Origin of the sequence: Nonomuraea pusilla (assembly GCF_900109355.1) — a bacterium.
Lineage (GTDB): Bacteria > Actinomycetota > Actinomycetes > Streptosporangiales > Streptosporangiaceae > Nonomuraea > Nonomuraea pusilla.
Genome location: NZ_FOBF01000005.1, coordinates 263717 through 276600, shown reverse-complemented (window position 1 = coordinate 276600; position 12884 = coordinate 263717). Strand labels below are relative to the sequence as shown.

Below are 12884 nucleotides of genomic sequence, written 5' to 3'. Positions count from 1 at the left end.
TTTTCCAGTGGGGGAGCACTTCTCCATGAAACGCAGCACAAATCTGCTGAAAGTACCGTTCCTACGGCATTCCTCCATTTTCCGTACGGCCGCTGACGCGATTCCTACGCGCCAAGAAGACGTCAAGATCCTTGCCTCGGAATTCGGTGAAGGAAAGAGTGAGGGCGACGACCGCGGCAAGAACGGGGAAATGACGGTGCGAACCCGCCGCACATGAGCACGACACAGTCCGCGATGATCACCGCCAGGAAGGAACTCTTCCTACTGGCCGCCCGCGCTCTCGCCGGCCCTCCGGCGGGGGCCGATCCGGGCGATCGGCTCGCGTCCCTGACCGCCGCGTTGGTGACCGACGAGATCTGGGTGCGCGCGTTCCTCGGCTGGGCGCGCAGGCAGGCTCCCCTGCGCCGGCTGGCGCTGGCCGCGACCGCGGAGTTCCTGCGCGCGCGGCTCACCGCCGGGATCGGCTCGGCGGGTGATACCCGCCCGCTCGCCGAAGAGGTGCTCATCCGCGCCGACGACCCCGGCGACCTGCTGGACCATCTGCTCGTCCGGTATGGCCGCTCGATCCCCGAACCGATCAAGCATGCGGCCGGCGAGGCAGCCGAGCGGTTGTACGACGAGCACGCGCTGGCCGTCCACGACACGCCGGACGCCGCGATGCGCTTCGCAGAAGTGATCGCCCGGACCCGCCCCAGGCCCGTCGGCAAGATCCAGAATGATGTCTTCCGGTACGCGTTCCAGCGGCTCAAGACCGACAGCCCCATACCGGAGTCACTGGTCGTGCTGCGGTCCCGTGCCGAACTCCTCGCCGTGCCTGCACCCAGGCGGGTCCGCATGCTGGACAGGCCCGACTCGGCGGAGCTGTTCGCCCAGGCCGTGATGGGCTGGCGGCAGGTGGAGGCCTGGCTCGGCACGGAGATGACCGGCAAGGCGTGGGCGGCGGTACTGCCGTCGATGAGCTACCGGCAACGACTGGCCTGCCTGCGCGGTTTCGAGTCCGCGGGCCTGGGCGCGGACGTCGCCGACCGGGTCTGCGCCGGCCTCGCCGACCCCGGGGCGGTGGCGAGGGGCGGGGCCCTGCCGATGGAGATCCTCGCCGCGTACCGCACCGTGCCCGGATCACGCTGGTCACGAGCCTTGGAGCAGGCCCTCGGCCACGCACTCGCGCAGGTGCCCGTCCTGGAGGGACGCACGCTGGTCCTGGTCGACCGCTGCGCGGCGATGGCCGTACAGGTCGCAGGTCTGAGCAGGGCGGAGGCCGCGGCGGCGTTCGCCGCCGCGCTGGCGCTGCGCTCGCCGTCGGTGGAGGTGGCCGAGTTCGGCCCCGTCACCGGCCGGGTGGAAATGGGCGGCTCTGTCCTGGAGTCGGTGGAACGCTTCCAAGAACCGGGCGGTGCGCACTCGGTGGCGTGGGCCGTACGCGACCAGGTCGGAGAGCACGACCGGGTGATCGTGCTGACCCACCCCGCGGCGGCTGCCGAGGCCGCCGGCGCCATGACCGTCCCCGGCCACCAGCACGTCATCAGCGACGTCAACGACGGGTGGTTCGCCGCGATCCCCGCCATCGAGCGGGCACGGGCCGCCGCCTGGCCGTTCCGACCGACCTCGGATGTCCGAGCGGGCCGGTGTTGAGAAGCGGCGCGTCGCGAGTCCATCGGGGCGGCTCGCGAGCAGGACCGGCTCACCGCCCCACAAGGGGTGGCCGCGCTGTCGCTGGACGCGCTGTCGTCCGTGGCGTACGGGCCGGAAGCGATCGTGATCGTGCTCGCTGCGGCCGGCAGCCAGGGGCTGGGATTCACCCTGCCGGTCACGGTGGCCATCGTGGTCCTGCACGGCGAGCGGGCACTGCTGCGCGTGCTCGTCCTGGCACGGATCACCGCCGTCGACCTGTACGGCGTCGCTGAGTACGCGAAGGTGATGATCGCTCCGACCGTGGTGTTCGTCGCGGCGATCGCCGCCGTCGTGCTGGCCGGGCTGCTGCGCGAGCAGCCCGCCACCGCGCCCGCCCACCCGACCGGCTCGGCGACCGCCGCCGTCGGGGCGGTGCTGCTGCTGCGCGCCTCGCGGCCGACACCCCCTTCGGAGGGCTGCCCGTCCTGGCCTCGCGCCTGGCCCAGGACCACCACCTGCCGCACGTCTTCGCATTGCGCGCCGACCGGCAGGTCTACCGTTACGACGTAACGGTGCTCGCCGTCCTGGCGCTGGTCCTGCTGCTCGCCGTGGAGGGAAACACGCAGGCGCTGGTACCGATCTTCGCCATCGGGGTGTTCATCGGCTTCGCCCTCTCCCAGATCGGCGTGGTCAGGCACTGGCGTCTGGAGCGCGGCCCCGGCTAACGGGGCCATGCCGTTCTGAACGGGCTGCCAGCCGTGCTGACCGGCGTGGCGCTGGTGGTGGAGCTGGCGGCCAGATGGCGCGAGGGCGGCTGGCTGGTGTTCGTGGCCGTCGCCGCCCTGGTCCTGCCGTTCGAGGCGGTGCACCGCACCTACCGGGGCATCGGCGCCGCCGCTCCCTCCACCTAAGCGGCCGTCACCGGCCCGCGGCGGTGTCCAGTGCCGACCCCGCCTGATCGGCCAGGGTGACCGCGACCAGCCGCGCCTGCAAGGGCGGGATCGTCCCCGGGGTGGGGTCGAGCATGAACCGGCCGTAGAAGCGGCCGTTGCCGAAGGCACACAGTTCCACTTCCGTGTCGGGCAGGCCGAACTGATCGGCGTCCCAGCGCCTGCGGCCCCAGGTCACGCTTCCGTCCTGCTCCAGCCTGGGCGGGTGGCCGATCAGGGTGCCGTACTCGAAACGGCACCCACGCAGGCGCAGCACCTCGGGGAGCTGAGCGGTGACGTGATCGACCACCGTTTCCGGAGCGTTGGCGCTCTGGGCCAGTTCGGCGGTGTCGTGGATGCGGGTCAGGTAGTCAGCGTCGGTGATGGTCACCACCTGCAGCCGCCGGGCGCGGGCAGCCAGTTGCGAAACCACCAGGCCCACGACGAGCAGCAACAGCGCGGCCTGAATGTCGGCGGGCCTGCTGATGGTGAAGCGCTGGTAGGGCTGGGTGAAGAAGAAGTCGAACCACACAGCGGCCCAAAGCGCCGCCAGCGCGCCGGCCAGGCGGTTACCCAGAGCTGCGACCGCGACCACGATCACGACCAGGACGAGCACGACGCTGGTGTTGGGCAGGCTGTCACGAAACGGCACCAGCGCACCCAGGACGCCCAGCGGCGCCACCAGCGCGGCCAGGAACGCGACACGATCTGGACCGAGGCGCCTCACGCGGCCACCCATCCCTGCACCACCCCCGCCCTCTCCGCGATCAACAGACCGTTATCCACCTACCCTGTCGCGCGTGATGGTTCACGGGTCAGCCTCCCCCTGAGCGCGGGGCAGCGCACCACCGCGGCATCGCCCCTCGCCGTGGGAGGAGGTCTCCGCCGGCTGCGACAGCCTCACGAACTGCACCTGCCCCGGCTGCCCGTTCCCGTTCGCCGACCTGGCCGAGAGCCGCACCCCGATCTCCCCCGCGAGGGGCCGGCGGCTACCTCGCCAAGGGGAGTCGCGGCGAGACGGCGGGCGCGAACCTGGCGGCATGACACACGCAGCCCCGGCCGCCCGATGGGCGGCCCGGATCGGGATCGCTTCACTTCTGCCGTACGCCGCGATCAAGACATACTGGGCCTTCGGCGGCCGATCCGGCCTCGTGGACGGCTTCGACCTGGCCGAGGAGTTCCGGCGGAACGGAGCCCCCGAGGCGGTCGTCTGGCTTGAGCGGCACGGTGTCGACTTCACTGCGGTCCTCGCTCTCGCGGGCGCGGCCCTGCTGCTCGCCCTGGTCCAGCCTTGGGGGATGCGGCTGCCGCGCTGGATGTTGCTGGGGCCCGCCTGGACGGGCGCGGCACTCCTCGTCCCCTACGGCAGCCTGACGGCGGTGGTCGCCCTCGCCGGAGGGGGCGGCGAAGTTGCGTCTGCCACCACCGGCTGGCTCACGGCCGCGGCGGTCACCGCCTTCTGCGGCATCGGAAGCGCGCTCGCCGTCTGCGCCCGGTCGTTTCAGCGGCGCTCGGCGCAGCGGGCCGCGGCGGCCAGCAGGACGACCGCGCCTCCGCCGAAGACGACGTTGCCGAGCAGGGCTGTGCCGGGCGGTACGTCCAAGTCCTGCGCGTGGGTGAAGCCCAGCCAGACGTAGGTGAGCAGGGCGCCGCCGGCGAGGGCGAGGTGATGTGCCGGGCCCCAGCCGCGGCTGCGTGACCAGCGGGCGCACAGCACGACGAACACGCCGGCCAGGACGAACCACGCGCCCACCGGCACCCACGCCGCGGTCCCGTCGGGCAGGAGCGTCTCGCGGAGCCAGTACAGGCCGCATCCGCCGAACGCCGCGACGCCCACCGCCCACGGGCTCGGCGCGGCGGCGTCCAGGCGGCGAGCTGGGCGGCGGCCGAGTGCGAAGGCGGTCACGACCAGCACGGCGATGACGGCGACCGCTCCGATGAGCCGGGACGGTGGGGCCATGAAGTGCCCGGCGTCGTACTGGGCGACGGCGAGGAACGCGCAGCCCCCCACGAACACGGCGCCGGTGACCGCGAGCCCGATCCTGCCGAGCCACGGAGACCTGTGGTCGCCGTCGAAGGTCTCGATGATCGCGATCGGCACGCAGATGCTCCAGATGGTGTGCATCGACAGCACATCCTGGACAAGCGCGACGCTGGTGCCGAGCGCTGGGACGTACGTCTCCGCATAGGCGAGGCCCATGTCGACGCCGCCGTAGCGCGGATTCCACAGCATCTGGTCGACCGGCCCCTCCTCGATCAGGGAGTAGGCCGCGGCCAGCAGCAGCACCGTCGGCCAGCCACGCCCCGTGCGGCGGGTCAGCTCCCGGATCAGCAACGCGCCGGCGCCGTACATGGGGGCCAGGAGCAGCACCGAGGGCAGCGCGGTGATCGGCTGGTTGCCGAGGAGATACTCCCCGACCAACGGCGCAAGGAAGAACAGCGCGATCGCGTGCCAGGGTCTCCGGCGGTGCTCACGGCTTTCCGTCACGACCTCGACGGTAGACACGGCAGGGCGACGTCAGCGACGTACGAAGGGCGGTAAGAAACATCCTTAAGTTCCTGCGGGACGTCGGCCGCCGGCCGTGGAAAGAGCAAAGCCGATCAGGCGGCGGGGTGGGCCGGCGGTCGAGAATCGCCCGTATGGACAACGTGCGGCCTGATCGGTTGCGGGTGTTGCTCGACACGGTGCTGGCCGCGCTCGATGAGCGGCTCGACGGCCGGCAGGTCGCGGGCCGGGCCCACCTGAGCCGGTTCCACTTCGATCGGCTCCTGTCGGCCGGGCTCGGCGAGGCGCCGGCGGCCTTCCGCCGTCGCTTGCTGCTGGAGCGCGCCGCTTGGCGGCTGTCGAGGGGGTCGTCCGTCACGGACGCGGGGTTCGAGGCCGCCTACGACTCGACCGAGGCGTTCTCCCGTGCTTTCCGGCGGGCGTTCGGGAGGCCGCCGAGCGGGTTCGTCGCCCGCGCGGAGGACTTCCGGCTCCCCGCGCCGAACGGTGTCCACTTCCACCCTCCCGCCGGCCTGCTCGTCACCGGTGACGTATCGGAGATCGCGATGGACCTGACCGACCGGCTGATCGACCACGACGACTGGCTGACGGGGCGGCTGCTCGACAGCGCCTGCGGGTTGACCGGCGAGCAGCTGGACCGGGAGGTGCGGCCCGGCCACACGGTGCTCGCCTTCGACGGCCCGGAGCCGACGGTGCGCCACATGCTCGACCGGCTGGTCTGGACGAAGGAGGTCTGGTCCGCGGCGATCGCGGGGCGTGACCTGCCGGCCGGGGGCGACCGCTCCCTGGAGGGCCTGCGCTCCCGCTGGGATCGGGCGAGCGCGGACTTCCGCGCGCTCGTGCACGACATACGTCGGCGGAATGCCTGGAATGACACGTTCGTCGATGCGCTGTGCGATCCCGTTCAGAGCTTCACCCTCGGGGGCGTGATCGCGCACGTGCTGACCTTCGCCGCCCATCGGCGGCAGGTGCTCGCCGAGGCGCTGTCCGAGCTGGGCGTCGTGGACGTGGCGCCGACGTGCCCCCTGGAGTGGGAGCGAGCCCGCCTCGCCGCCAGGCCGCACACGCCGGCCCAGCTCCGGGGCGCCGAGGAGGCGCGATGACCGCCACGCCGCGGGACGCCGTCACCGCGTGGTGGCAGGCGATGCAGGACCGGGATCCGGAGGCGCTGGCCCGGCTCACGCTGCCCGACTACCTGGCTTCCGGCGGCCCCGCGGGCCGTTCCACCGGGCGGGCCGCGCTCGTCGCGGAGGCGACCGCCTTCTTCGCCGAGGCCCGGATCGACGAGTGGGCGGTGGACGGCATGGAGGTACGCGAGTACGGCGACGCCGCCGTCTGCTCCTACGACTGGCGCGAGAGCGGCGTCCACCTCGGCGTGCCGTTCGTCATGCGCGGCCTGGCGACGGACGTCCTGATCCGCCGCGACGGCGGATGGCGGCACCTGGCTCACCACGTCAGCGCCCTGCCGGACACGGCAGGTGACGAAACCGATCCGGGTCATGAAGGGAGGGAGAGATGATCAGCGACTTCCACGCGGACGTGCCTGGTTTCGACTGGGCCTGATTCCGGCCCGCTCGGCCTCGCCGTCCTTCCGCCGTTCGGCGCGCGGGGGGACGGCGGGCGTCCGAGAAGGACGCGGGCGGTGCTCGGGTGTCTGTTCGGGCCCCCCGACCTCGTCATCACTGTGTCCGGCGAGATGAGGAGGACGAGATGGGCATGATCAGTGTTTTCGTGAGCGTCTGTGTGGACGGTGTCATGCAGGGGCCGGGACGCGCGGACGAGGACACGAGAGGTGGGTTCCGGCACGGAGGTTGGGGCGTCGGGTACGCCGACGAGGTGGCCGGGAGGTACGTAGCGGAGACGGGGAGGGCCGCGGCGATGCTCTTCGGGCGCCGGTCGTACGACGACGTGCTCGGCCACTGGACCTCGGTGTCCGAACCGAACCCGTTCACCGAGGCGCTGGTGAACGCGCGCAAGTACGTCGTCTCCCGGGACGCGGGCCGTCGGCTCGCCCACCCCAACTCCACGCTGCTGGCGGGCGAGGCGACCGGCACCGTCGCGCGCCTGAAGGACGAGGTCGAGGGCGTCATCAGGGTGATCGGCAGCGGTGAGCTGGTGCGCTCGCTGCACGCGGCGGGCCTGGTCGAGGAGTACGTCCTGCTGATCCACCCGATCGTGCTCGGTTCGGGGACGCGGCTGTTCGGGGAGGGGGAACGTACCGATCTGATGCTTCAGGAGGCGGTCACGACCACGACCGGTGTGGTGATCGCACGTTACCGGGTCAAGTGACGAGAGAGGATCGGGACATGCGGTACATGCTGTTGTTCCATTACGGCGAGGCGAGCGAGGAGTCGATCGGGGCCGAGGCGATGGCCGCCGGGATGCGGGCCATGGCCGCCTACGCGGCGACGCTGGAGCAGGCCGGGATCCTGGTGGGCGGCCAGGTGCTGCGGCCGTCGGCCGACTCGACCACGCTCACGCTGGTGGACGGGGAGCCGCGAATCCAGGACGGGCCGTTCGCCGACACGAAGGAGCAGCTCGGGGGCGTGATCGTCATCGACGTCCCCGATCTGGACGCCGCCCTGGAGTGGGCGCGGCAGGCGCCGCCGCTGGCGTGGGGCACGGTCGAGATCCGTCCGGGCGCGGTGCACCTGGAGGGCGGGACGTGGGTTCCGTCGTCGTGACCGGCGGTGGCGGGACGGCCGCGCAGGTCGCCGAGCGCACCGCGCGGGCGTCGTACGGCCGGCTGGTCGCCCTGCTGGCGGCTCCGACCGGCGACCTGGAACTCGCCGAGGACACCTTGGCGCAGGCGTTCGAGCAGGCTCTGACCGCCTGGCCGCGCGGCGGCGTGCCGGACAACCCGGAGGGCTGGCTGCTGACGGTCGCGCGCAACCGCCAGCGGGACCTGTGGAAGTCGGCCGCCCACCGCCGCAACCAGCCGCTGGAGTCGGCCACCGGGATCGGCGCGGAGATCGGCGCCGTCCCGCCGCTGGACGATCTCGACCTGGACCGGATCCCGGACCGGCGGCTGGCCCTGCTGTTCGTCTGCGCGCACCCGGCGATCGCGGCCGACGTCCGTACGCCGCTGATGCTGCAGGCCGTGCTCGGGTTCGACTCGGCCCGGATCGCGCGGGCCTTCGCCGTGCCCGCCGGGGCGATGTCGCAGCGGCTGGTACGGGCCAAGCGCCGGATCCGCGACGCCAGGATCCCCTTCGCCGTCCCGGGGCTGCAGGCCATGCCGCAGCGGCTGCCGCCGGTGCTGGAGGCGGTGTACGGCTGCTACGCGCTGGCCTTTCCCGAACGCGGCGAGGCGGAGTCTCTGGCGGGCGAGGCCCGGTACCTGGCGGTCACGACCGCGACGCTGCTCGGCGACGAGCCGGAGGCGTGGGCGCTGGCGGCGCTGCTCACCTTGGCCTCGGCGCGCGCCACGGCTCCCGGCGATCGCTACCTGCCGCTGCGGGACCAGGACCCGGGCGGCTGGGACCGCCGCCTGATCGCCGAGGGCGAGACCTGCCTTCGCCGGGCTGAGCGGCCCGGCCGCGCGCCGGGGCGGTTCCAGCTTGAGGCCGCGATCCAGGCGGTGCACTGTGATCGCCTCCGGAGCGGCGTCACCGACTGGGACGCGCTGCGCACCCTCTACACCGCTCTGGTCGCGATCGCGCCGAGCCTGGGCAGCCGGGTCGCCCACGCCGCCGTCGTCGGCAGGACCGCCTCACCTCAGGAGGGGCTGTCGCTGCTGGAGGCGTTGCCCGTGGAGCGGGAGCGGTTCCAGCCCTATCACGCGGTACGCGGCGACCTGCTCGCCCGGCTCGGCAGGCGTCAGGACGCGGTCGCGGCCTACGCCCAGGCGTCGGCGCTGAGCACGGACCCGGCCGTCCGGGCCTTCCTGGAACAGCGGGCCGGGGAACTGACCGGCTGACGGCCGATCCTCGCTCGGCCCGCCCGTCACCCGGTCAGCGATGTGTCGGCCGGGCGTTGCGGATGGTCAGGCGGCCGTAGGGGAGCTCCCCGGTGACGTTGACGTGCAGCCTGCCCGGACCCGGGCGGCCCGCCGCCCTGCACACCACGCGGCCCCACTCGGTGCGCACCCCGTCGGCGTTCGCGCTCGCGCCGGCGGGCAGGACGATCGTGGCGCTGCCGTACGCCAGCCTGAGCTCGATGTCGATCCACGCGTACGGGATGTGCGCCCGCGACAGGTCGAGCCGCGCCTTGCCGTACTCGGAGTCGACGCTCAGCCGGCGCGGCACCAGCCAGTCGCCCGTGCGCACGACGTTCCCGCCGACGGAGCCGAGCCGGACCACCTGCTCCTCCCGCAGGTCGGCGACGGCCGGCCGCAGCTCGGTGGAGGAGGTGGCGGTGAGGGCCAGCTCCAGCCGCTGCTCCAGTTCGGCGGGGTCGAGCCGGCCGTCCGCGTAGGCGTGCTGGATCAGCTCGACCGCCCGCTCCTGGTCGAGGCGGGAGACGGCGCTCATCGGCTGACGGCTTTCTGGTACAGCCGGGTGGCCAGCGGCACGAACACGACCAGGAGCACGACCGACCACGCGAACGACACCGGCACCGCGTGCCGCAGCGGCCAGGCGTCCGGCACGGGCATGGCCGGGCTGGTGTTGCCGAACAGCTCGCGCGCGGCCTGGACGAGCGTCGAGACCGGGTTCCACTCGGCGACCACCCTCAGCGGTCCGGGCAGGCGCGTGCTGTCGACGAAGGCGTTGGACAGGAACACCAGCGGGAACGACAGGATGGTGGCCACGTTGTTGAAGACCTCCGGGGTGCGCAGGCTCAGCGCGACCGTGGCCGTCACCCAGGAGAAGGCGTACGCGAACAGCAGCAGCATCAGGAACCCGAGAGCGCCCTCGACCGGCGAGCTGCGGACGCGCCACCCCACCGCCAGCCCGACGAGCGCCATCGTGACGACGCTGGTCAGGTTCATGATCACATCGGCGACGGTCTGGCCGGTCAGCACGGCCGAGGGGGACATCGGCAGCGTGCGGAACCGGTCGAAGATGCCCTTCTGCAGGTCCTGCGTCAGGGTGTAGCCGGTGATCTGGGCGCTGGAGACGATCGTCATCACGAAGATCCCGGGGAGCAGGTACTCCCCGTACGACATGCCCGGCAGGCTGATCATGCTGCCGAAGACGTAGGCGAACAGCAGCACGAACACGATCGGGAGCATGACCACGCCGCCCAGCAGGTCGGGGGCGCGCCGGATCTTCAACGCGTTGCGCCTGGCGATCGTCATGCCGTCGGCGACGGCGAGCTGCAGGGCGTTCATCGGACGGTCTCCTTGGTCTCGGCGTCGGCCTCGTGCCCGGTGAGGCTCAGGAACACGTCGTCGAGCGTCGGCCTGCGCAGGCCGGCGTCGCGTACGGTGACCCGCTCGGCGGCCAGGCGACCGAGCGCCGTCGTCAGTGCCGCGGCGCCGCCGGTGACCGGGGCCGTCACCTGGAGGGCGTCGGCGTCCACCTGCACGTCGCCGACGGCCAGCGGCGCCAGCGCCCGCCCGGCGGTCTCCAGATCCGCCGCGCTCGTCACCGACAGCTCGATCCTGTCGCCGCCGACCTGGCCCTTCAGCTCGTCGGCGGTGCCGAGGGCGATCACCCGGCCGTGGTCGGTCACCGCGATGCGGTCGGCGAGCCGGTCGGCCTCCTCCATGTACTGGGTGGTGAGCAGCACCGTGGTGCCCTCGGCGACGAGCTCGGCGATGACGTCCCACAGGCTCGCGCGGGCCCGGGGGTCGAGTCCGGTGGTGGGCTCGTCGAGGAACAGCACGGGCGGGGCGGCCACCAGGGCGCCGGCCAGGTCGAGCCGCCGCCGCATGCCTCCCGACCACCCCTGCACCGGGCGGTCGGCCGCGTCGGCCAGGTCGAAGCGCTCCAGCAGCTCGCGGGCCCGCCGCCGGCTGCGCTTGACGCCCAGATGGTAGAGGCGGCCGACCATCTCCAGGTTCTCGGCGCCGGTCAGGTGGTCGTCGACCGCCGCGTACTGGCCGGACACGCCGATGTGGGCGCGTAACAGGGCGGCGTCACGGACGACGTCGAACCCGGCCACCCGGGCGTGCCCGGCGTCCGGTTTCAGCAACGTGGTCAGGATCCGCACGGTGGTGGTCTTGCCGGCGCCGTTCGGGCCGAGCAGCCCGAACACCGTCCCCTCGGGCACGGTCAGGTGCAGACCGTCGAGGGCGGTCACGTCGCCGTACCTCTTGACCAGACCTTCTGCCGTGATCGCGTCGGACATGTGGAACTCCTCGGTGGTCAGGAACGGCGGACGAGGACGTCGCCGTAGGTGGTGTGGGCGCGCACCTTGACGACCCGGTCCGACGGGCCGGGGCCGTCGCTCTCGTCCAGGGCGACGCGTACGGTGCCGTACTTCGAGCTCACGTCCAGCCAGGCGGCGCTGCCCTCGGCGATCCCGAGGTCCAGCCCGCCGCCGGTGGTCTCCATGACGACCGCGCCGGACGTCACCTCGCCGATCCGCAGGCTGCCGTACGCCGTCTTGGCCCCCACGCCGGCCAGGGCGCGATCGACGACGGTGTCACCGTGGGCGGAGGCCAGCCGCAGCTCACCGGTGACCGTGCCGAGACGGACCTCGCCGTGGGACGACTTGACGACGGCCGTGCCGTCGATCTCGCCGATGCTGATGCCGCCGTGGTTCGCGGTGACCTGGGCGTGGCCGGACGAGCGGGTGACCTCGATGTCGCCGTACGTGCTCTTCAGCCGTAGCCGTCCGGCCTGCTCGATGTGGATGTCACCGTGCGAGGTGGTGAACGACACCTCGCCGAGCACCCCCCGGCAGTACAGGCCCGCCGCCGACCTGGCCTCGACGCGGGAGCCCGCCGGCAGGCCGACCGTCACCTCGACCGAGCCGGGGCCGAGCAGCAGCGAACGCGCCCAGTTCGAGGGCGACTGCACGAGCCGGTCGAGCGACAGCCCCCAGCCGGAGGCCGCACCGGTCTGCTCCTTGTCCGCCCGCACCACGAGCCGGCCGTCGGCGTAGGTGACCTGGACGGCCCGCGCGGCCTGCACGTCGGCGTCGTTGAACTCGTCACTCGGGCGGACCTCGACCGCGGTGTCGCGGCGATCGCTCGCGGTGATCCGGATGGCGGCGGTCGCCAGGTCGAGGATGGCGAGGACGGGTTCCGGGGTGTCGAAGGCCGGCATCGCGGCTCCCTCGTCGTAGGTGGTGGTCGTGGTCATCAGCGCACCCATCCGCTGTAGCGGTTGCCGGTGTGCTGGGCCGGGCGCCGGCCGGAGCGGCCGCCCGGCTCGCCGGGGTCGAGCGCGGCGGAGATGGCGCGTACCAGCCAGGCGTTGACCGACAGCCCGTCGCGGGCGGCGGCCTCCTCGATGCGGGGCTTGAGCTGCTCGGGGACGCGGAGCGAGATCCTTGACGTGCCGCCGTCGTCGGTGTCGGGCGGCGGCGGCGGGGCGGGCGGGCTCCCGGCCCGCCCGGTTTCGCTCTCCACCTCCGGTGGAGGGGCGGTCGGTGGTGGCGTCACGACGAAGTCGGGGTCGCGTCCGCGCAGCCGCACCTCGACCGAGCCGGGCGTGAGGTCCTGGGTGATCTCGTCCGCGGCGGCGGACAGGGCTTCGAGCAGCGCGAGCCGGGCGGCCGATTCGAGCGTCGAGGCGAGCCGTTCCGCCAACGCCCGAGCCTCCTCCCCGCCCGCGCCTGCGGCGATGGCGAGCTCGCGGCGGAGCTGAGCGACATAGGGCGCAAGGTCCATGGCGTCATGATGACATCACGTTGACGCCACGACAACCCCCATGTGGCGTCATTGCGGTGCTCCTCGCGGCGTGACATCTGCCCAGGCGGGACAGTTTCCGCATTTCACCTCAGGG

The 12884-nt window shown here is 72.6% G+C and carries 17 protein-coding genes; 10 read left to right on the top strand and 7 right to left on the bottom strand.

Going from position 1 to position 12884, the window contains the following annotated elements; translation table 11 throughout:
* The first annotated feature begins 25 nt into the window (after nucleotides 1-25).
* From BMX74_RS42980 to BMX74_RS44030, 5 genes are all read left to right on the top strand, one after another.
* A complete protein-coding gene (locus BMX74_RS42980; protein WP_143078641.1) occupies nucleotides 26-217 on the top strand; it encodes a hypothetical protein in 192 nt (63 codons plus the stop codon).
* Entirely contained in the window at nucleotides 214-1632 is a 1419-nt protein-coding gene (locus tag BMX74_RS13030) for a hypothetical protein (RefSeq protein WP_143078640.1), read from the top strand. Before BMX74_RS42980 ends, BMX74_RS13030 begins: the two co-directional genes overlap by 4 nt.
* A 66-nt stretch (nucleotides 1633-1698) precedes the next feature.
* The gene (locus BMX74_RS13025) at nucleotides 1699-2181 is read left to right on the top strand and encodes a hypothetical protein (protein ID WP_091100460.1); all 483 of its coding nucleotides are present in this window, start codon (nucleotides 1699-1701) and stop codon (nucleotides 2179-2181) included.
* Between the two features lie 2 nt (nucleotides 2182-2183).
* Nucleotides 2184-2336: a hypothetical protein gene (locus tag BMX74_RS44035; RefSeq protein ID WP_177227329.1), complete on the top strand. Its 153-nt coding sequence runs from the start codon at nucleotides 2184-2186 to the stop codon at nucleotides 2334-2336.
* A 33-nt stretch (nucleotides 2337-2369) separates the two neighbouring features.
* Nucleotides 2370-2522 (top strand): hypothetical protein, encoded by a 153-nt coding sequence (locus tag BMX74_RS44030; protein ID WP_177227328.1) that lies wholly within the window; start codon nucleotides 2370-2372, stop codon nucleotides 2520-2522.
* Nucleotides 2523-2529: 7 nt separating this feature from the next.
* Here the strand turns inward: BMX74_RS44030 and BMX74_RS13020 are convergent, their stop codons facing one another.
* Together BMX74_RS13020 and BMX74_RS45540 are read right to left on the bottom strand one after the other, a co-directional pair.
* Complete coding sequence (locus BMX74_RS13020) at nucleotides 2530-3267, bottom strand: DUF4118 domain-containing protein (RefSeq protein WP_256256930.1); 738 nt, start codon at nucleotides 3265-3267, stop codon at nucleotides 2530-2532.
* A gap of 774 nt (nucleotides 3268-4041) precedes the next feature.
* Entirely contained in the window at nucleotides 4042-5028 is a 987-nt protein-coding gene (locus BMX74_RS45540; protein ID WP_256256929.1) for a hypothetical protein, read from the bottom strand.
* A gap of 152 nt (nucleotides 5029-5180) precedes the next feature.
* Here BMX74_RS45540 and BMX74_RS13005 point away from each other — a divergent pair, with 152 nt between their 5' ends.
* From BMX74_RS13005 to BMX74_RS12985, 5 genes are all read left to right on the top strand, one after another.
* Nucleotides 5181-6149, top strand: coding sequence for a helix-turn-helix domain-containing protein (locus BMX74_RS13005; RefSeq protein ID WP_091100454.1), 969 nt, complete (start codon nucleotides 5181-5183; stop codon nucleotides 6147-6149).
* Entirely contained in the window at nucleotides 6146-6565 is a 420-nt protein-coding gene (locus tag BMX74_RS13000) for a nuclear transport factor 2 family protein (protein WP_091100452.1), read from the top strand. Before BMX74_RS13005 ends, BMX74_RS13000 begins: the two co-directional genes overlap by 4 nt.
* A gap of 197 nt (nucleotides 6566-6762) precedes the next feature.
* A complete protein-coding gene (locus tag BMX74_RS12995; protein WP_256256928.1) occupies nucleotides 6763-7335 on the top strand; it encodes a dihydrofolate reductase family protein in 573 nt (190 codons plus the stop codon).
* Nucleotides 7336-7352: 17 nt separating this feature from the next.
* On the top strand, nucleotides 7353-7730 hold the full coding sequence (locus BMX74_RS12990) for a YciI family protein (RefSeq protein WP_091100447.1): 378 nt from the start codon (nucleotides 7353-7355) through the stop codon (nucleotides 7728-7730).
* Nucleotides 7712-8965, top strand: a complete 1254-nt coding sequence (locus BMX74_RS12985; RefSeq protein ID WP_256256927.1) for an RNA polymerase sigma factor — start codon at nucleotides 7712-7714, stop codon at nucleotides 8963-8965. The genes BMX74_RS12990 and BMX74_RS12985 overlap by 19 nt, the downstream gene beginning before the upstream one ends.
* A gap of 34 nt (nucleotides 8966-8999) precedes the next feature.
* Here the strand turns inward: BMX74_RS12985 and BMX74_RS12980 are convergent, their stop codons facing one another.
* The 5 genes from BMX74_RS12980 to BMX74_RS12960 are packed head-to-tail and all read right to left on the bottom strand — an operon-like array spanning nucleotide 9000 to nucleotide 12769.
* Nucleotides 9000-9518, bottom strand: coding sequence for a DUF1707 SHOCT-like domain-containing protein (locus tag BMX74_RS12980; RefSeq protein ID WP_091100444.1), 519 nt, complete (start codon nucleotides 9516-9518; stop codon nucleotides 9000-9002).
* A complete protein-coding gene (locus BMX74_RS12975; RefSeq protein ID WP_055504518.1) occupies nucleotides 9515-10318 on the bottom strand; it encodes an ABC transporter permease in 804 nt (267 codons plus the stop codon). Before BMX74_RS12975 ends, BMX74_RS12980 begins: the two co-directional genes overlap by 4 nt.
* Nucleotides 10315-11280, bottom strand: coding sequence for an ATP-binding cassette domain-containing protein (locus BMX74_RS12970; protein ID WP_091100441.1), 966 nt, complete (start codon nucleotides 11278-11280; stop codon nucleotides 10315-10317). The genes BMX74_RS12975 and BMX74_RS12970 overlap by 4 nt, the downstream gene beginning before the upstream one ends.
* Nucleotides 11281-11297: 17 nt before the next feature.
* Entirely contained in the window at nucleotides 11298-12239 is a 942-nt protein-coding gene (locus tag BMX74_RS12965; protein WP_256256926.1) for a DUF4097 family beta strand repeat-containing protein, read from the bottom strand.
* On the bottom strand, nucleotides 12239-12769 hold the full coding sequence (locus BMX74_RS12960) for a toxin-antitoxin system HicB family antitoxin (RefSeq protein WP_055504515.1): 531 nt from the start codon (nucleotides 12767-12769) through the stop codon (nucleotides 12239-12241). The genes BMX74_RS12965 and BMX74_RS12960 overlap by 1 nt, the downstream gene beginning before the upstream one ends.
* Between the last annotated feature and the right edge of the window lie 115 nt (nucleotides 12770-12884).